General features: G+C 38.2%; 21 protein-coding genes and 1 pseudogene. 9 read left to right on the top strand and 13 right to left on the bottom strand.

Annotated elements, in window-relative coordinates:
- Positions 1-378, top strand: a pseudogene (locus CWC02_RS11115) (ribonuclease E); the annotation flags it as partial.
- A 58-nt stretch (positions 379-436) separates the two neighbouring features.
- On the opposite strand, the gene CWC02_RS11110 reads toward CWC02_RS11115, so the two are convergent.
- The 6 genes from CWC02_RS11110 to yejK all read right to left on the bottom strand — a co-directional run bounded on the left by CWC02_RS11110 (position 437) and on the right by yejK (position 5,146).
- Positions 437-1,303 carry a PhzF family phenazine biosynthesis protein gene (locus CWC02_RS11110; RefSeq protein WP_138618256.1) on the bottom strand — a complete coding sequence of 289 codons (867 nt, stop codon included), beginning with the start codon at positions 1,301-1,303 and terminating at the stop codon, positions 437-439.
- A complete protein-coding gene (locus tag CWC02_RS11105) occupies positions 1,303-1,815 on the bottom strand; it encodes a GNAT family N-acetyltransferase (protein WP_138618254.1) in 513 nt (170 codons plus the stop codon). The genes CWC02_RS11110 and CWC02_RS11105 overlap by 1 nt, the downstream gene beginning before the upstream one ends.
- A gap of 226 nt (positions 1,816-2,041) precedes the next feature.
- Positions 2,042-2,776 carry a hypothetical protein gene (locus CWC02_RS11100; RefSeq protein ID WP_138618253.1) on the bottom strand — a complete coding sequence of 245 codons (735 nt, stop codon included), beginning with the start codon at positions 2,774-2,776 and terminating at the stop codon, positions 2,042-2,044.
- A gap of 135 nt (positions 2,777-2,911) precedes the next feature.
- Positions 2,912-3,439, bottom strand: a complete 528-nt coding sequence (locus CWC02_RS11095; RefSeq protein WP_138618252.1) for a tellurite resistance TerB family protein — start codon at positions 3,437-3,439, stop codon at positions 2,912-2,914.
- Between the two features lie 31 nt (positions 3,440-3,470).
- Positions 3,471-3,926 (bottom strand): DUF3291 domain-containing protein, encoded by a 456-nt coding sequence (locus CWC02_RS11090; RefSeq protein ID WP_138618250.1) that lies wholly within the window; start codon positions 3,924-3,926, stop codon positions 3,471-3,473.
- Positions 3,927-4,129: 203 nt separating this feature from the next.
- The gene (gene yejK / locus CWC02_RS11085; RefSeq protein WP_138618248.1) at positions 4,130-5,146 is read right to left on the bottom strand and encodes a nucleoid-associated protein YejK; all 1,017 of its coding nucleotides are present in this window, start codon (positions 5,144-5,146) and stop codon (positions 4,130-4,132) included.
- A 63-nt stretch (positions 5,147-5,209) separates the two neighbouring features.
- Between yejK and CWC02_RS11080 the strand changes: the two genes are divergently transcribed.
- From CWC02_RS11080 to CWC02_RS11055, 6 genes are all read left to right on the top strand, one after another.
- On the top strand, positions 5,210-5,422 hold the full coding sequence (locus CWC02_RS11080; protein WP_036967930.1) for a YejL family protein: 213 nt from the start codon (positions 5,210-5,212) through the stop codon (positions 5,420-5,422).
- Positions 5,423-5,427: 5 nt separating this feature from the next.
- On the top strand, positions 5,428-6,921 hold the full coding sequence (locus tag CWC02_RS11075; RefSeq protein WP_138618246.1) for a DUF3413 domain-containing protein: 1,494 nt from the start codon (positions 5,428-5,430) through the stop codon (positions 6,919-6,921).
- A 75-nt stretch (positions 6,922-6,996) separates the two neighbouring features.
- Complete coding sequence (locus CWC02_RS11070; RefSeq protein ID WP_138618244.1) at positions 6,997-7,476, top strand: DUF4124 domain-containing protein; 480 nt, start codon at positions 6,997-6,999, stop codon at positions 7,474-7,476.
- A gap of 91 nt (positions 7,477-7,567) precedes the next feature.
- Positions 7,568-9,292, top strand: a complete 1,725-nt coding sequence (gene aceK / locus CWC02_RS11065; protein ID WP_054554699.1) for a bifunctional isocitrate dehydrogenase kinase/phosphatase — start codon at positions 7,568-7,570, stop codon at positions 9,290-9,292.
- Between the two features lie 16 nt (positions 9,293-9,308).
- Entirely contained in the window at positions 9,309-10,247 is a 939-nt protein-coding gene (locus CWC02_RS11060) for a LysR family transcriptional regulator (RefSeq protein ID WP_054554698.1), read from the top strand.
- 186 nt (positions 10,248-10,433) lie between these two features.
- A complete protein-coding gene (locus CWC02_RS11055) occupies positions 10,434-10,877 on the top strand; it encodes a ferritin-like domain-containing protein (protein WP_138618242.1) in 444 nt (147 codons plus the stop codon).
- A 149-nt stretch (positions 10,878-11,026) separates the two neighbouring features.
- Here CWC02_RS11055 and CWC02_RS11050 read toward each other — a convergent pair whose 3' ends face one another.
- Positions 11,027-11,506, bottom strand: coding sequence for a zinc-ribbon domain containing protein (locus CWC02_RS11050; RefSeq protein ID WP_138618240.1), 480 nt, complete (start codon positions 11,504-11,506; stop codon positions 11,027-11,029).
- A gap of 110 nt (positions 11,507-11,616) precedes the next feature.
- Positions 11,617-12,537, bottom strand: coding sequence for a LysR family transcriptional regulator (locus CWC02_RS11045; protein ID WP_138618238.1), 921 nt, complete (start codon positions 12,535-12,537; stop codon positions 11,617-11,619).
- Between the two features lie 175 nt (positions 12,538-12,712).
- Between CWC02_RS11045 and CWC02_RS11040 the strand changes: the two genes are divergently transcribed.
- Positions 12,713-13,432, top strand: coding sequence for an SDR family oxidoreductase (locus tag CWC02_RS11040; protein ID WP_138618236.1), 720 nt, complete (start codon positions 12,713-12,715; stop codon positions 13,430-13,432).
- A gap of 339 nt (positions 13,433-13,771) precedes the next feature.
- On the opposite strand, the gene CWC02_RS11035 is transcribed toward CWC02_RS11040, so the two are convergent.
- The 3 genes from CWC02_RS11035 to CWC02_RS11025 form a co-directional block, all read right to left on the bottom strand.
- Complete coding sequence (locus CWC02_RS11035) at positions 13,772-14,200, bottom strand: hypothetical protein (protein WP_138618234.1); 429 nt, start codon at positions 14,198-14,200, stop codon at positions 13,772-13,774.
- Positions 14,201-15,010: 810 nt separating this feature from the next.
- Positions 15,011-15,397 carry a hypothetical protein gene (locus CWC02_RS11030; RefSeq protein ID WP_138600061.1) on the bottom strand — a complete coding sequence of 129 codons (387 nt, stop codon included), beginning with the start codon at positions 15,395-15,397 and terminating at the stop codon, positions 15,011-15,013.
- Positions 15,398-15,642: 245 nt separating this feature from the next.
- Positions 15,643-15,936, bottom strand: coding sequence for a hypothetical protein (locus tag CWC02_RS11025; protein WP_249364098.1), 294 nt, complete (start codon positions 15,934-15,936; stop codon positions 15,643-15,645).
- Positions 15,937-16,342: 406 nt separating this feature from the next.
- On the opposite strand from CWC02_RS11025, the gene CWC02_RS11020 reads away from it, so the two are divergent.
- Entirely contained in the window at positions 16,343-17,146 is an 804-nt protein-coding gene (locus CWC02_RS11020) for a hypothetical protein (protein WP_138618232.1), read from the top strand.
- A gap of 249 nt (positions 17,147-17,395) precedes the next feature.
- Here the strand turns inward: CWC02_RS11020 and CWC02_RS11015 are convergent, their stop codons facing one another.
- Positions 17,396-17,845: a GNAT family N-acetyltransferase gene (locus CWC02_RS11015; protein WP_138618230.1), complete on the bottom strand. Its 450-nt coding sequence runs from the start codon at positions 17,843-17,845 to the stop codon at positions 17,396-17,398.
- Positions 17,846-18,031: 186 nt separating this feature from the next.
- Complete coding sequence (locus CWC02_RS11010; RefSeq protein WP_138618228.1) at positions 18,032-19,009, bottom strand: catalase family peroxidase; 978 nt, start codon at positions 19,007-19,009, stop codon at positions 18,032-18,034.
- Positions 19,010-19,030 lie beyond the last annotated feature (21 nt).

Genomic DNA, 19,030 nt, shown 5'->3' with positions numbered 1-19,030 from the left:
CCAGTTAAAGCTGAAGAACCTGTTAAAGCTGAAGAACCAGTTAAAGCTGAAGAACCAGTTAAAGCTGAAGAACCAGTTAAAGCTGAAGAGCCAGTTAAAGCTGAAGAACCAGTGAAAGCTGAAGAGCCAGCACAAGCTGAAGAGTCAGTGAAAGCTGTAGAACCTGCTAAAAATGAAAAAACTATTTTAGTAAAAGGTTCAGCAAGCGCTGCAATGGCAAAACCTACGCCTGTGGCAGATAGTGAGCCAGAGCCAACACCAGCGGCTATGGCGCATGACAAGCGTACAGCTATTCCAGATAGCGGTCTTCGTGCAGGTTCAATTAAACCTGCTGGCAGAGCCCGTGCTGATATGGCAAAAACCTTAGCGGCTGAATAATTTAGTTGCTTAATAAAAAAGCCGCGTTTATAACGCGGCTTTTTTGTGTGTAATGCTTTTAAATAACAACCTGTTGAGTACCTAGGTGATTGGCATAGCCGCCCACAAGAACCTTATAAACACCCTGCTCATCCGAATAAACACTGGCAGAAATGTGTGAACTGCACCCCATTGCTCGGCCTTGTTCAAACTTGAAATGGTTTTCTTGCTGTACAAATACGTGTTTTGATAAGTAGCATGCAAGCGCGCCACTGGCGCTACCGGTTGCTGACTCTTCGGGTATACCAACCAAAGGCGCAAAGTTACGACAACTTACTGTCAGCTCACTTTGCTCTTCACATAATTCAAAGGCATGCACACCAATCACATTATGCTGTTGGCAGAACTCGCTAAGCGCTGCCTCATCAATAACAATTTTATCTAAGTAGCCATTCGGCACAGCGACTATAATATCCGGCAATCCTGTAGTTATTACATCGATCGGCAAGCCGGTTTCTGCCAGAGTCGTTTCATCAAGCCCTAATAAGCCTGCAAGGTCGTCATAAGCAAAGTTGCCTAGGTATTTTGGCAAGGCTTGCTCCATGGTAATTTGCCCATCTTCGGCAATTGTTACACCTAACAAGCCCGCTTTTGTTCGTTGAGTGTAATAGCCAGGTTTTAATAACCCTTGTTCGAGGAGCGTAGCAAACACCGCTAGGGTTGCATGGCCACAGAAATCAACTTCTTCCGTTGTCGTAAAAAATGACACAGCAAAGTCAACTTCATGATCTTGCGCCACAAATGCCGTTTCTGAAAAACCGATTTCTTTTGCAATCGTCAGTTTTTCTGTGTTTGTGAGTTTATCTGCATTCAACACAACACCTGCTGGGTTGCCGCCTGTATTATTTGCACTAAACGAGTTAACTAAAAATGCGGTTATTGTCATTATTGTATGCCTTGGTTTAAATTAAATTCAAAAAACAACATGCCATTTTCCTTAGATGCTTGCTCTTCAAAAGCCAATTTTTTTAAAAGTTTAATTGATGGTGTATTTGACTCATCAACACCTGCGATGAGCTTATGCCATTGTGACTGAGTACCAGCGAGGTTTATAAATCCCTGCAATAATTCAAATGCAAGACCCTGCCCCCAATATTGCTCAGCTAACAAATAACCGATATGAGCATCATGCTTTTCGGTATAGATAAATAAAAGGCCAACAACTTCTTGCTGTTGAGATTGCAGCATTAGTAAACGGCACTCGTCAAGCATGTTAGCCAGCCACTTTTCAGCAGCAGCTATAGAATCTATCCCCTGAAAATAACCAGGTAAGTTTGCAACTACAGCAGGGGTTAATATCGTTGGTAAGGCAATCGTTAATTGATGATGCTCAACCATTGACGAGCTTGCGTCTATTTCAATCACATTTAATCTTTTCGTAGTGAAAGATAAATTCATTTTTCATCACCCAGAAGAGCATTAGTTAAGCCATTTATTTGAAACAATTAAGATTGCAACACTAACGCTTATTACAGCAAATAAAAGACCGATAATCAGTTGCTGGTATGCAATGAAGATCGAAAATCCAATAGCGGCTCCGATACAAAAAATAGCCCAGTATTAGCTTTGTTGCGTTTTATCATAGTCGTATCCCCCATCTGTAACCTCATCCTTGATGTTTCTTCTAATTATTGCTGCTTGGTATTTCAGGGTCGAGCTTCCCGCCTTCGTTAATATAAACGCTGTCCTTTATCAATTCAGACAAGTACCCTGCATAGCCTTTTAACTCAGGATCAGTCACCGATTTCAATGCTGTTTCCAAATCGTCTAAGTAACCTACATTTTTATTTTGCTCTGCAAACTGCTTTGAGTAGTTCGTCGCCAAATAAAGGTATTCAAGTCGTTTATATCCATCTAAATCCCCATTTAGGGCATGTTGAATCTCTTGAAATGCTCTAGCTCGATAATTATTTGCCTTATCAAGGTTACCTAAAGACTGCTGCCAACGAGCAAGGATCCTTAGCAACTTATTTTTAAAGAATTCATCTTTTTCGCGAAGTGCGTAAGTTTGCTCGAGCAAAGCTAACTTTTGCTCGAGAGTTGGCTTCAAAATGTGTTGAGACGCAAGAAATTCCGTTATTCTCTCAATTTCTGCAGGTTTAAGTTCGTCAAAGTCCCCAATTAAAGCTATAAAACCCGATGTCTCGCAAAACCAAATGCCATTTCTATCCGTATGCGGCCAAAACACCTGGTCATATTTTGATGGCCAACTGTAAATATAACCACCATAGCTTGCAGGCTCAGCAACCGCACATTTTGCACCCTTAACGATTGGGTCATCTACTTCGAACTCTCCCCACGTTGTTGAGTTAGCAAAAGATGATAAAACCAATAAAGCCACTGATAACTGTTTTTTCATAAAAACTCTCTTATAAACATCTTTAAAAATTAGATTTGTTGTTACATCTTCACGATATTCACTAGAACGTTTCAAAATCAGTTAAGGGGTTATAATTGTCATTTTAATTTTCAGCTGATTGGTTTTGTGGATGAATTACCACTTGCCAGCAGCCTCCCGAGGGCATGCATTTTTTATCTCTGTGACAAGTTTTCTTTGCTGAGCCGTCGGTTCACCTTCAACATTCGCTACCTCATCGACGAGATAACAAATTGAAGCTGCTTGCTCTTTTGTTACTTTATCTAAGCATCGCTCAATTACTTTGTGAGGTTTATCGTAAACGTCGCTAGTATGCCCTAACAAATGCGCACTTGAGCGTAATAAATCAGTTGCTTCTTTCATAGTTAAATGAAATTCGCTGTTAAAAAGCGATAAGATTTTTTCTTTTTGTTCTTTACTCATTTCACCGTCTATTTTGGCTACTGCGACCATATATAACGCAGCTACATCCATGGGTGAATCTAACTTAAATGCAGGATTTAAATCATGGTGTTTCCTGAATTTACGACGTCGGTACCAGCTAAAAGGATTCAACCAACCAATATCTATCCCCCCTTCTTGAAGTCGATTCAGTAACACCAAAATGGTCACTACAATACCTAAAACACCTAATACAACATGCATAATTTTTCCTTATTTTTATTACAGTCTATTGTTATTTATATTTTTTAAATTCTTCAGCCGTAAAATTACTTTTAAATGTAAAAGCATAGGGTGTGTCGCCGTTATCTCGCAGATATCGCAACCTTTCTAATGCCTCTTGAGGTGTTGGAATATGCTTATCTTCAATCCACCATAAAACATAGCTATCTTCTGCTAAGCGGTGAAACCATTCACCTTTTCTGCGCATGAAATCTCTGTGGTGAGTGCGAAACATAAAATTTTTTAGATCTTCAACGCTTTCCCACACAGACATATTGATTATCATATTTGGATCATCAAACAATTTAATATTGGTGGCATCGCCTGATTTGTCTTTTAATCGCCATACAAAACCAACACTGTTTTCAGCCACCCCATTTATTAAATCAAGATTATCTACAAAATCTTTTATTTCTGGGGCATCCAATGGGTATTTAGCAAGAGCAATATTTAGTTGGGCAAGTTTCATTAATGACTCTCCTTAGCCATCGGGGAAGTGTGTACCTTGAGTGTATTAAAACTAAGCGATATAGCAATAGCAACGTCATTGATATTAGTTAAATTCACCTTGCACAATTGCTTATAAATAAAAAAGCCCAGCAAGTGCTGGGCTATAAAACGAGTATTTATAATCTTATCGCTTAAAACTTAGAGCTTTAAGCTTGAGCCAAATTAACTTTCGTCTTGCTCCATAAAGCGCTGAAGTTGGTCTTTAAGATTAGGTGGAATACCTTTGATCACCAGTGTATCGGTTGCTTCGTTATACATGACACGCTCGCCTAAGTGTTTACGTTCAAAGCTCACGCTAACACCGCCGCCCATGCCAGAGAACTTCACCATGCTAGTGACTGTTTTCTTATCAACAGGGAACGACTCTTCTAAGTCATAACTTTGCTCTTGGCAGAAGCTTTCAAATGGACTGTCGTCATTTTTCGATAAGGTTGCAGAAAGCTCTTTAACGCTGGCATCTTCACCTGTGGTTACGCAATCATTACAGTAATCAAAAACTTGCTTACGTAGCTCATCTTTTTCTGACTTGTCGTATTGTTGCTCAGATAAATAATCTTCTACAGCACTAAGCATAACTTGGCTTTGCTGTTTAGGATCAATGCCCTCTTCGCAGCCTAAAAAGTCTAAAAAGAAATCAGCTACTTTACGACCTGCACGACCTTTAATAAACGACACATAGCGATTATCTTCTGGTTGCGTATCCCACGCAGTTAAATCGACACGTGCAGCTAGTTGCATACGCGAAATATCTAAGTGACGAGATGACGCTAAATCAAGCTCAGAAGTAATTGAGTAATGCTCTTTAATATTGATCATCGCAATTAACAAAAAGTCACTTGCAACATATTGATAATGGCAAAAAACTAAATAACCCGTTTCGTTAAAGGCATACTTATTTAACTCTTCTTTAAGCACATTTGTTGCTTGCTCTGTCATGTGCCAAAAGCCAAGTTCGTCGTTACGGTAACTTTGCATTGCCGAAGCAACAATGCTGTTTTTCTCGCCGCTGAATGCACAGTAGCCTTTACCTGGCTTACCATTATATGCATGGTGTAGCTGCTCTATAAAAACGGCTACTTTATCGTTAACAACCATCTCATCATTGCGTAAATGAATATCTGTATCGTCATCTTTTTTGTCTACATAATGAACGACTAATTTTTTAACATCTATTGTCATCTTTGTTTTTCACGCCTCTGGTGTTAAAATACGGGAATATAACTCTTTTTATCGAACCAACTGATGCCTATCATATCAAAATATTCTAATGAGCAAGTAGAACAAATCGTTGATCAGCTGATTGATGTACTAACAGAGCACAAAGCGCCTGTTGATTTAAGCCTTATGTGTTTAGGAAATTCTATCACGCATATTTTAAAAGAGCATGTACCATCAGAGAAAAGACAAGCTGTTGCCGACAACTTTGCAAAAGCATTAGCACAGTCGGTTAAATAAGATTTATGAATTTATCGCAACAAAGTCAGTTTTCTTCAAAAGTAAGTCAGCTTTTAAGTTGGGGCCATTGGTTCACCTTTGCAAACATAGGGTTAGTGCTATTTATTAGCTTAAGCTACTTAGTTGCAGACAGTGCACCGACTACCTTCATGGGTTATGTATATATGCTCGTGACCTGGTTAAGCCACACCAGCTTTATTACTTTTATTGCCTTTGTTTTAACGATATTTCCATTAAGTTTAGTGTTTCCATACCCTCGGCATATCCGAGGGATGGCAGCCATTATTGCAACCCTCGGCGCGTCATTCTTAACGCTTGATGCCTATGTTTATTTTAACTTGGGTTATCACTTAAACACGTCTGCGCTACCTGAAATCGTTTCTTTGTTGTGGCACCGCTTAACAAGCTCACCGGCATTAACAACGATTCTTGCGGGCGGCATTGTGCTGCTAATTTTAGCGTTCCAATTATTAGTCAGTAACTACACCTGGCACCATTTGGCGCGTTTAAAGCAATATAAGTTCCCGCGCTATGCAACCAGCACAATTTTAGTGTGTTTTGCACTTAGCCACAGTATTCATATTTGGGCAGATGCCAATTTAAAATTTGATATCACTAAACAAGATAATGTATTGCCGTTGTCTTACCCTACTACAGCAAAAAGCTTATTAGCTAAAAACGATTTGCTAGATCTAGAAAGCTACAAAGAAGCACACGATGTGAGGCTTGACCCACATAATATCGATTACTTAGCACCTACTCCACTTGCCGAGTGTAAAGCTGAGTCGAGTGCGACTATCGATATTTTAGTATTTGAAAATAATGCTGACCTTGAGCAATTTGTTGCCACTGAGCCAGCATTACGTAAAACAGACTTGTTCTTACAACCTGTAGAAACCGAAGATACATTATTTAGTTTAGTGTATGGCCTGCCAGCATTTTACAAAGCCCCTATTCTAGACAAACAGCAACTGCCTGCGTGGCTTGCTGATAATCGCTCAATTCAAATTAATGGTTTTGAGCAATTCGAATTTATTAATAACGACGACCAAAACCCAGCGGTTCGCCTTGTACGTGCAGACGCTAAAACACAAGCTCGCGAATCAGCCAATGCCGTATTTGCCTTTAGTCTTGCACAGCAGAGCAATGGTATTGTTACAGCCTCTCGCTTATACAGCTCAGATAAAAAAATTGTACAAACCGAAGGCCTTATTCAGCCAAGCGATATTATCGCCACCAGCGTAGGCCATTATTTAGGTTGCAAAACCCTAGCTAAACAAAGCATGTTAGGCAGTAACTTATACAAGCGCCATGACGACACGGGTGTTAATTACTCGCAAAATGTATTTATCGCATTCAAGAAAGACAGAATTACCCTGATTGATTCAGACGGTAATTTTAAAAACATTTCAGCAGCACAAGGCTTTGCCATTGAACAAGGGCTCGATATTCCATTCTTAGTGCAAAGCATTAAAAAGCTGAAGCGATATACGCCCTAGCGCTTATTGATAAATCATTATTTCGAGCTAGCTTTAGATATTAGATACCTTAATTGATTAGGAGACACGGACGTCATGAAAGCCATAATCATTTATCTAATATCACTTACACTACTTTGTTTTACCAACACATCACTTGCTGCCACCACAGAATACTATAAATGTGTCACAGACAGAGGCACGGTATTCAGTGAGTTCCCCTGTGGTAGCCGTGCAACCAAGCATAAAATTCAAGTAACCGATCCAGACTTAAAAGCACCGCAAAACTTTGTTAAAGAGCTCAACGAGCTTGAGCGCCAGCAAATTATCAGAAACCTCGAAGCTGAAATTCGCAGCTATAAACACCGGTTAGATATTTTAAGCCGTGATCGAGACCGAGCTCAGTACCAGCAAGAGCAGCGCTTAAACCGAATTTTGTCTGACAAAGAAGCAAAGCAAATTAGTAAAGACATCAAAAAACAGCTAAAAGCAATTAACAAACAATACGGGCGCGACGTAAAAAGTGTTAATAAAAAACTCGCAAATCTAGAGAAAAAACTCGCTCGCTATAATTAAATACACTTTACTATTGGGTTTGAAGAATAAATAACATATTCTTAACACCAATAGAGTTATTGCTCTATGTTGGTATTAGTAAGGAGTTTATATGCAGCCACAACACATTGCAGAGTTAATTTTATCTGGGTTTCGCAATCACTATAAACTCTTTCAAGCAATTACAGCCAAAGCACCACTTGCGTTTGCACATCGTGATTGGCAAAAAATAAATGAGATTAGCAAACTCAGAATTAGCCATTACGATGATCGGGTTAACGAAACCATTGCTAAGCTCAAGTCGCTCAACGAACAGCAAATTATTACCTTAGATCAAACCTGCTGGCTCGAAACCAAACAGCTTTATCAGCAATTTTTGCGCTTTCACCCTCAGGCAGAACTTGCCGAAACCTTTTACAACTCTGTTTTTTGTCGTTTATTTCATCGTCGTTATTTTAATAATGACTTTATCTTTGTAAAAGCAACGCTTGCAGATGCCCCCGCACTACCAATGGAAGTTGAATACCGCAGTTACCACCCTGTTGTTGATGGCTTAAGACCCACAATACGCAAAATTATTAATCAGTTTGATTTTAAAGCGCCCTTTGTTGATTTAGAACGCGATATTCGCTTGCTGGTAAAAGCCTTTTATAAACAAGCGCCCGACACACATCATCAAGCATGGCAAATGCGCTTTGATATATTACAAGCCCCGTTTTACCGAAACAAAGCGGCTTATATTGTTGGCCGCGTTGTATCAGAAAGTGGCGTACAGCCATTTATTATTGCGGTGTTACACCATGAAGACAAAGGGTTATACCTCGATGCCCTACTCACCAAATCATCGCAAATGCGGGTTATCTTTGGTTTTGCGCGCGCTTATTTCATGGTTGAAACCCATGCGCCATCAGCGTTAGTGCGCTTTTTAAATCAACTTATGCCAAACAAAACCTTGGCAGAGCTATACAATGCAATAGGTTTTCATAAACAAGGTAAGACCGAGTTTTACCGAGAGTTTTTAAGTCATTTAGATCATTCAAACGATCAGCTTGTAATTGCCCCTGGTACACCCGGGATGGTAATGATGGTATTTACCCTGCCGTCGTTTGGTTATGTATTTAAAGTCATTAAAGACACCTTTGGAGAAAGCAAACCCTTTGGCCGCGATACCGTATTAAAACGCTATCAATTAGTAAAAAGCCATGACCGTGTTGGCCGCATGGCCGATACCATAGAGTATTCGAACGTCGTATTTCCACTGGCTCGATTTGATAGTAAATTACTTGCAGAGTTACATAAAACGATTGGCTCTTCGATGATTATTGAAGGCGAATGGTTAATCATCAAGCATTTGTATATAGAAAGACGCATGACACCGTTAAATCTGTATCTTGAAAATGCCAGTGAACAACAAGCGTTTGAAGCAATAGAAGAGTATGGCCAAGCTTTAAAAGAAATGATCGCCGTAAATATTTTCCCAGGCGACATGCTGTTGAAAAACTTTGGGGTAAGTAAACATAATCGCATTATTTTTTACGACTATGATGAAGTTCAGTACCTAACAGACATGAACTTTCGCGCCTTACCAAAAGCAAAGTCGTACGATGATTACTTAACCAATGAGCAAAGTTACTCTGTGGCACCGCAAGATGTGTTTCCAGAGCAATTATGTACCTTTGTGACAGCAAATCCGGTGTATAAGCAATATTTATTGAGTACACACCCAGAGCTTGAAGATCCAGCCTATTGGCGACAAGCACAATACAATTATAAGCAAGGTGTAGTTAGCCACATTTATCCATACCCTGCTGCACAACGATTTATCCATTATTGGTAAACACCAAGGACACACAATGAATATAAGTAAAATAGATTTAAACTTACTTGTTTACCTAGATACTTTACTAAGGGAATGTAATGTAACTAAAGCTGCTAACCAGCTAAGCATTACCCAACCTGCCATGAGTAATGGCCTAAAAAGACTCCGTAATTTATTCAACGACCCTATTTTAGTGCGTACCAGCGAAGGTATGGTACCGACAGAGCGCGCAAAAGAGTTGCAGCCGGTGATCCGCGGCATTTTAATGACCCTTGAAGAAACACTTGCACCAAATCGCGAATTTGAAGCATCACAAAGTAAACGTGTTTTTCGTATCATGGCCAGTGACTATGCAGCTAGCACTCTTGCCCCACGCTTATTAAGTAAATTACACGAAGAAGCGCCCGATACTACACTCGATATTTTGACCCCAAGTGATGTCACCTTCCACGATGTTGAAAACGGTAAGGTAGATATGGCTATCAACCGCTTTGAAAACTTACCGCAATCGTTTCACTATAAACAAATATGGAAAGACAGCTTTTGCTGCTTAGTAAAAGCAGATAACCCGATTATCAAAGACTTCAGCCTAGACAGCTATTTAAAAGCGCGCCACATCTGGGTAAGTAAAACAGGCTTTGGTGTAGGTGTGGGTATGGACCCTAAAGATGTGCAAAAGCTAGGTTGGGTAGATGAGGCACTCGCTCACTTTGGTAAACACCGTAATATTGCCACCTTTACCCGTAACTACCACGTAGCCATTCACTTAGCGAAAGAACAAAACTTGGTTGCAACGTTGCCTTCAAAAGCCGCAAATATTTATTTAGATGATCCGGGCCTGAAAATTCTTGAGCCGCCATTTCCTATTCCGCCATTTGAGCTCGATATGATTTGGAGCCCGCTATTACACCGTGATGCAAGCCATATTTGGTTACGCCAAAAGGTTGCAGAAGTAGCCGACGAGCTTAAGTAAGATTTTACCAACCAGATTGTAATTATTGCTGATAAGCAAGATGTTAGCTTAGCTTATCAGCAGTCCCCCTTCTTTTAAAAACCAATAACCACTTGAAATACAATAACTTTATATTTAAGTAATGAACTGGAATATGCTTTGCAAGTATCTAATTGCATTGTTTTTAATATTCAAAAAGAGGTCATTATGAATACTCATCAAGGACAAGACGTTCATCATATTGCAGATATCATCCAAGTTATGAATAGCGGTATCGATTTTTATGAAAAAGCACAGGAAAAAGTAACCGACCCAAGCATTATTGCCTTATTTCAACGCATGATAGATGCTCGCAAAGTAAGTGTTGAGCGCTTACAACCTTATGCTATTAACGAAAATGGCGAGCGCGAAAATGGTTCTGACTTTGCTGTAGAAGTGCGTAAAGCTTATACATCAGTTATCACCAAACTCGGTGCCGACAAAAACGCAACCTACGTTAGCGAGCTTGAAGAAGTTGAAGATAAAACACTAGCCGAAATCAAACATGCGCTTAAAAAACCTCAACCACATGATTGTGAAGCCGCGTTATCTAAAACCCTGCTGACAATTCAAAGTTGTCATGCTGAAATGAGTAAAATGAAAAAGCATTAAATTGTGAGAGTGCAAAGCCCAGTTAAGCTGGGCTTTTATATTGTTAGAATAGTTAAATATCATCCCTAGACTCTGTAACTAAATCCCTATAATTGCTATATTAAGCGTAAGTCTAATCTACCAGGTAGCAATGTTTCCGTAATTGATTGTTAAAGTTTATCTCGAAAACTAGGGTTATTTTTATGTTTGATTATTCCGAGCCTAGTTAACTCTACAAACAATTTTTTTAATGTTTCATTTTGTCTTGAAGTCCTGTTTTTATTTGTAACTAAATCACAATAAGACTTTTGTAACCTCTTTATTTTTTGTTCATTTTTACGGCAATCAATACACTTTGTGCAGTGCGCATCAATATAAAATCTGAGTACCTCAAACCAATACTTTTGCTCCAAGGCAAAGAAAATAAAAGGTCTATTACATACCTCACACAACTCTTCTATATCAATGTATTTCTCCCTCGGATAAACCCCATAATTCTGTTTCTCTGTATTAGCAGGTATAGCTGTCCCAACGAGAAACTTAACGTGTTTATATCGCCAATAAGAATTTTTTATTTCTGTTACAGAGTATTGGTATCCAGATCGAATCGGCTTACACCCATAACGGGGATGATTTACATAAAGTGACATAAACAACTCTTTCCTTATTCTTGACAGCTACCAGTCTTGTTGCCCAAAGTTTCTTGTCAATTAGCCCTTTTGCTAAATTCAGTAAACTATGTCACTTAAAAATAGCTGAGCTAGCAATTTGAGCCAGAGCCACCATTTAGATAATGCATAAAGTTTTTATAAACAAACTCTTTAAATACTTTTATTCTCATTGGTTGATGTTTATCTCGTAAAAAGACCAAATAGAATGGCGTTGCCTTAGGGTGCCAATGCTTAAAAACAGGGATCAAGGTGCCGTCATTTAACTCCGAATTACAGTAAACTTCTGGAACTCGGATTATGCCATTACCACGCAATGCAGAATACACCATTACTTTGCCATTTTTGCACTCAAGATCACCTTGGACGATGACCTCTTGCTTCTCATTTGTATGCTCACTTAATAGAGTCCATGTATTCAATGAACCTGCTATACACTTGTGATTAATTAAATCTTTTGGGTTTAATGGTTCTCCATGCTGTTTAATGTACTTTGGGCTTGCATAAATGCCTATTGTAAGCTCAGTTAACTTTCTTGCAATTAATGATGAATCTGTTAAGTCTCCCATTCTGAATACAAAATCAAATTCGCCTGCTACTAAGTCGACTCTTCGACTACTAAAATCTAACACAACATTAATTTGTGGGTACTTCTGCATAAAATCAGTAACCATTGGGCCAATAACATTTTCACCAATGTACCCCCCGACACAATTTATTCTAATTTCACCTGATGTATGTGACGCAGTATCTGATGTTATATCTATAGCATGTTCAATGCGCTCAAAAGCTTTTTTACATTTATCGTAAAAAAGCTCACCAGATGGTGTTAAATGTTGCGTACGCGTCGTCCTAACTAACAAACTGACACCTAGACCAGCCTCTAATTGAGATAGTTGTTTAGAAATTTGTGAGCGAGAGCACATTAATTTATTGGCTGCTTTTGTAAAGCTTCCCTCTTCGACCAAAATAAGAAAGCTATTGATATCAGCATAATTGATGTCTTTTTTCATGTTTTATACCCATTAAAATCAACTTAACCACATAGATTCGCTCAAATCTGTAAACAGTATTGTGAATTAATGACTATATATCATCAAATCTTTAATAAATAAAATAAGCTTCAGAAAAACATCATTAGAAATAGATAGTTAAAACTTAAATTCATTTCACCTAGAGGAGTAATAAATGAAAAAGTTAGTAGTGATTACTGGAGCAAGTTCAGGCATTGGTGAAGCTATTGCTAAGCACTTTAGCGAAGCCGGTTACCCACTCTTACTTGTTGCAAGACGAGTTGAAAAATTAAAGGCTTTGAATCTTCAAAATTGCATCTGTGAACAGGTAGATGTTACTGATAAAGAAGCGTTTTCTAATTCTATAGAAAAAGCTGAGGCACAATACGGCCCTGTTGAGTGCTTAATTAATAATGCAGGTGTCATGTTATTAGGCCAAATAGATACACAAGAGTCGACTGAATGGCAAAAAATGTTCGATGTTAATGTTTTAGCATTACTAAATGGTATGCAAGCTGTTTTACCTGCTATGAAAGAACGTAATAGTGGCACCATAATTAACGTTAGTTCAATAGCTGGTAAAAAGACATTTGCTAATCATGCAGCTTATTGCGGCTCAAAGTTCGCCGTATCAGCAATTACAGAAAATGTTCGAGAAGAAGTGGCCGACTTTGGGGTACGCGTAACAAGTATTTGCCCTGGTGCCGTTGAGACAGAATTGCTTGGCCACACAACATCTGACGATATTAAAGCAGGTTACAACGAATGGAAAAAAGCTATGGGTGGAGTACTAATTGCTGATGATATCGCTCGTGCTGCGCTATTTATTCAAGAGCAACCACAACATGTGTGTGTTCGTGAATTACAGATTGCTCCTACCCGTCAACAACCTTAATCTAGCAATAACCTAAAAGTTTAATGTACGCCAATTCACTCATTGAGTAATAAAACTAAACATCCCATCGAAAAGGGCTCAAGTTGATGGGGTGTTCATCATTGCGTAATTTTCATTTTAAACGAATCAATCAACTAAACTAAAAGTAAAATCGGTAAGTGTTCGAAAACCTATAACTAGCCCTAATCAGAAAAATAATCTCGCTCAAGGTGAGAAAAATTACTGTTAGATCATTTAATGCCATCAAAATTATAAAACACTTTATGCTCTATGACTGGCTAAAGTTAACGTTCTGTATACATAAGCTAGCCTATAAACATTCATTTATTAATGTGTTTGTTATAGAGACTTTTCAGGTAAGTCACTTATTTTGTATATCACTCTTGGTCCCATACAAAATGTTATTAAACCATCATCTCTTTTCGGAAACTTATAATAAATGGCTATAGAAGCTTTAACTAGCATATTAGTAGCAAGCTGGAAAGTTGAAACTCTATAAGGTCTCAATTCTGGACTGTGTTCTAGGTCTAATGGTTCATTAACAAATGTGGGAACAGTTAATACAGGTTGATCAAAATTGCTTTCAAACGAAATTTCAGCTCGAAAAGCTTGAGCGTCGCCGTAATCCAAAGGGTAGTAAACTTCTATATGCGATATCTCACCGTAAATACTTTGAGTTTTAAAAGCTGATAACCCACTCGTATTTTCAGTCGAACAAGCAAGGCTAAACAAGGGAGTTAATGAAAGTAAAAATACTAGAAATCTCACTGTATCTCCTGAAAGTAAAAAGCCATTGCAAGAATTTGGCAAACACTATTTATCATTCAATTTGTTGGGGATATCAACATAAATTTCTTTATATTACATATAGCTATAAGCTTACTTTAATAAAAACTTAAACTCTCCATCGAGATTCAAGCCAAGACGTTAGAAGAAAGAATTATTAAGAAAACGTCAATACTTTTTAATTTCACAAAACCTTCCATGATTTATAATTCTCACCTAAATGGGGCAAAAAATGCTTCGCTAAAATACTCAATAAAGGAGCGTAGGCAAAGTTTTACTACCTCTTTAGGCAGCTTGTTATGTTACTGACGAAAATAAAACAAAGAATAGCTTTATTAAAATCCCCGCTATCGACACAAAAACAAAAGCTTTACCTAGCTTGTTGTAATACGCGCGTGCTTTATTTAAACCAACACCTTTGTCCTTGGCTCTCCTGTAATATATTTTGGCTAAACCAAAATCAATTTTTAACAACTTCTTTGTTGGAGCAAAGTAAATATACAATCCGTCAATGCCAAAGCCTAAAAGAACAATATATCCATAACAATTTCTTCATAATACTCTAATCAGCGACTGCTTGATGTTTGGCTTAAATGTGAAGCTGAGCGACCCATCACCAGAGTTATAACACTCACTCCAAAGCCTACCAATGGCAAGCTTTAAAAATTGCGCCATCCCAGTTTCCTTAAATCACCACTACTCCGTGAAAACATGACGCCAGCATTTAATAGTTGGCTAAAATAATGAACACAATGAGTAAAGCCAAGCATTTCACGTCCTTTTAAGTAACATTTATGTGCACTTATTCACTGTAGCCAAACCTAGGTCTATATTAGCAACAATATACCCATACTCTTTCTTAGTTAAATTATTAGACTGATATTGCTGCTTAACTAGTTCATGAGTCCAAGCCTTTTCACACGGAGCTAAGGGAATAGCTGTATCAATCGATAAAAGATGCTCTTCTTTTATCACTCCGCCTTTTTTCACAATACTTTTGGCACAAAGGCTTAAAGCATATTCAACAGCAAATTTATCGACACTTGGCATACCAATAAACTCTACGTCACAAGCAAGCTTTTCATTACCTTCAGTATCAACATAATAAAGCTGACCAGAAGTAGTACAGCCTAAGCTAAAGAAAACTATAACAAGCAATAACATATATTTGATGTTCACTTTATTCCCTTTAAATAAATTTCTATGTTTTGACTTTAGCCAAACCTTGCTCCGTTAGCCTATACACAGTGCTGTAATACTCATTGAAAGCTATGTAAGAAAATTATTTTAGAGATTTCTATACTAATCACTTAAGACATAACTACATCATAGAAAATGTAACAATGTTAGCTAAAATCACAGAGGGACGAACATCTAGCCAATATTTAGACGCCCTAATTCTTTTTCACTTTGCTAGCTTCCAATTACCCGTGATGACGCCGGATATGTTTAATTAAACCTACTTGATTAAACTCAAGTGAAACAATATTGGTTTTAGTGTGCTCGATAGTTTTGTTTAAATGAGCTGGCTTAACTTTACCTGATTCAGTCATTTTTACAAAAACTACGTCAGCGCCAACCATAATCTCATTTATTTCTATTGAACTATAGATAACTTCATCATTTAGCTTACTTATCATATCCTCGCGGAGTTTTGATTTTTCTGAATTAACAAATTTAAATTTGACGTGTTCATCAATGAAATCATCGGCTAGCATCGAGACAAAATAGTCTATTTCGTCACAGTATATTACTCGCATTGTCAAGAAAACGACCCTGTCGCACGTTTTTATCTTGAGGTAAAAGCGAGAACTCCTAAATTTTAATAACACTGGCAATTAGTTAACAAGTTTGTTAGAGATAATCTAATAAAAAAAACGAGCTACGCTGTGGTAGAAAAACGCGCGATTAGTTCGCTATAAACATGTTATACCATTTGAATAAGTAAGGAGAAACATGAAGTTACCTGATGAGTTCCAAGATGCTCATACAACGTGCATGTACATGCATGATGTAATGGTTGAATTTTTACGCTCTGGTGAAGAATAAGGTGCCTTTAATCAAAAGTTTACGTTTGAAGAGCATGAAATATCTTCTCTGGAAAATATCGACGATCAAAATATCTTGGACTGGTTAGAGCAAAATGGAAAATTTGCACATCGTAACTTAGTTATCCGGACCGTCGTTTTACCTGCTGTTCTATCTGATATGTTGCATTGCTTCTTTGAAGCGCTTGAATCGGCAAAAAAGGGAAAGATGGCAGTATCGTTCATGTTGCTTCGCAAACCTATCCAAGAAAGCTTATATCTACTAGAAGCAATGGCAATAAGTGAAGTCGATTTTGTTCAAAAAATATCTGAAGACCCTATGTTCCTCAGACCGAAGAACGGTGGTGGCCCAGAGGGGCACACTAAGCGAATTAGTAAAGTTCTGCAAAAAATCGGCATGGCAGAACTATTAAGTCCAGAGTATTTGGCGGAGTTACGTTATCAAAAATCAAGCTTCGATAGCTTTGACCGAATCTGTAACCAAGCGACTCATTTGTTTACGGAACATAAGGCTATCAAAACAGAGCTCTTGAACATCAATTTTGTGTTTTCTGGCGGTAGTCAAATTTATTCACAGCAACGATATTTGTACACGAGGCTTCCATACGTTTTGTACTACTCATATTTCCTATTTGAGTATATAGCGTCCAGATTATGCCCAAGTCCACCGGAATATGTTGAAAATATAAATCGTCGAATCATGGCATATTTTTTAATCTCCTATATGCAAATCGAGGATGATTTCCTAACCGATTACATGGAGGCGCTGGCACTTGGTTTCTGTCGAAATCTTTGTTTAGATGTATCTGGTGAACTAGATGTAGAAGCCATGGTTTCAGAGTTAGAGTACATAACTGAAACTGGAGAGCTTAGGTGTTAGCAATGGTATAACAAAGCATTTAAGAGTGATTCGCAACGCTTGGCTCAAGTATAGCCAAGTGTTGCTCACACCTTAATGCGGCGTTACTGATTAAATACTCTAACGTGTTTTTGTCCAAAAACGAGTTCATCCAACAGCCTGCTTCACACGTTTATAAGACTCCCATATTTTATTAAGGCCCACCAATCTAACGTGACAAGATATAATAAAGGTTGATGATAACTAAGCTCCCCTAAAAAAGCGTTCCTACTATTTAACATCTAGCTCCATTACAACACCGTCTTCATCGTCTTCTTCGGTGACCACAAAACCAAACTGAGAATAAAATTTGCGCATCATATGGTGGCCAGGCATGTAGAGTATGGTTATTTTTTTACATTCTGGAATTTCTTTCATCTCGTTAATTACTAATTCTGTTGCGATTTTACCTATACCTTGGCCTTGATATTTTACATCAACCATAAACTGAGCAATGTAAAACTCATCAGGTAGCCCTTCTTCAAGCTCTTGGTAATATTGAATAAAACCGACAACCTCATCTTCACGATATATTGCTCGATTAACATAATGGGAATAAAAGCTTGATTCAGCGATAGACTCTGAATTTAACGCTACGTAATCCTCTTGCTCTTTAGTTATTTCTAAGTGAATTACATCTAGCCAATTATCCTTCGTAACATCACGCAAAGTTACATTCATAAAATTCCCTTTATTTTTTCAGTAAATGTATAGATATGGGTAAAGTGAATAAAAACAATACATAATTGAAAAATATGACTTTAACTATATACGACAACTTTTACATTAAAATCGCTTGGTCGTTAAACCACCAAGTTTATTTGGTAATCAAATAATCGGGAGCACCGCCAAGCGATTTAGTTTTATTTATTGACCCGTTAAACGCTTAGCAAATGAAATTGCATAGGCTGTTGAGCGTAATTTAAGTACTTTATCATCACTTGGCTTAAACCCTTTAGATAACAGATTTGGGTCATAATTAGTGAGGTCGCAACCTGACTCACCTGTCGATTCTATGGTGAGCTTTCCTAAATTAATTGTTTTGCGCTCCGCAGGCCATTGTACTGAAGGGTCAGTTAATGCATCACCGGGCTTGGCTAATTCAGCCTGAAAACGATAATGCACCTTCCCTTTTGCTAAATCTTCTTCAAGTCGCTTAGCCAGAAATGATTTAGGGAAGGTTTTCATTTGCTCTTCTGTTAGCACCTGTTCTGGCTCTTCTGGCACCATGGTCCATCTAAAGGCATGCTTAGCGCCCTTTTCATCAACCATGTAAAAGGTATGCACACCAAAATAACGCGAAGACACATACGATGCTGGCGGGTTATGGCTTTGTAGCCAATTAAATTGCCCTAAGGTACTCGGGTTTTGCTCTCTGTATGCTTTTACTTTTGCAAAATCGATTTGCCCTGTTTTCTCGTCAGGTAATAAGGTACTTAGCAAACCAAAAAACGCTTCTGGGCTGTTGCCTGCAAACACTGGCGTACTTAGCCCTGCAATATTGTGTACATCACCATTTTCTAGTACAAACTGCACCCCCACTCCTCGCGGCGAGCGTGATGTTTCATCAGCATGAGGGTTACCACCGCCCATAGAAAAGCGAATATTTGCTTTTGACGGTGCGTTAAATAAAGGGCTGATTGAATACTGCTTTGCAGCTTGATTAGGTGTAAATGTGCCGAAAGCGCACACCCCTTTGGCGTGACCTTTTCTGATTCCGGGTTGCTTACCTGAAAGCTTTTCAAATAAATTAATAAAATCTTGCCCGTTTACTGATTGCTCAGCAAAACTTGCTGTCGGTAAAACAAGACACATTGCACAAACTAAAGACGTAATTTTTAACATTTATCCATCCTTTAAACTTAG

It is taken from the genome of Pseudoalteromonas sp. S2721 (genome assembly GCF_005887425.1).
Classification (GTDB): domain Bacteria; phylum Pseudomonadota; class Gammaproteobacteria; order Enterobacterales; family Alteromonadaceae; genus Pseudoalteromonas; species Pseudoalteromonas simplex.
This window is presented reverse-complemented; position numbering and strand designations above follow the sequence as displayed.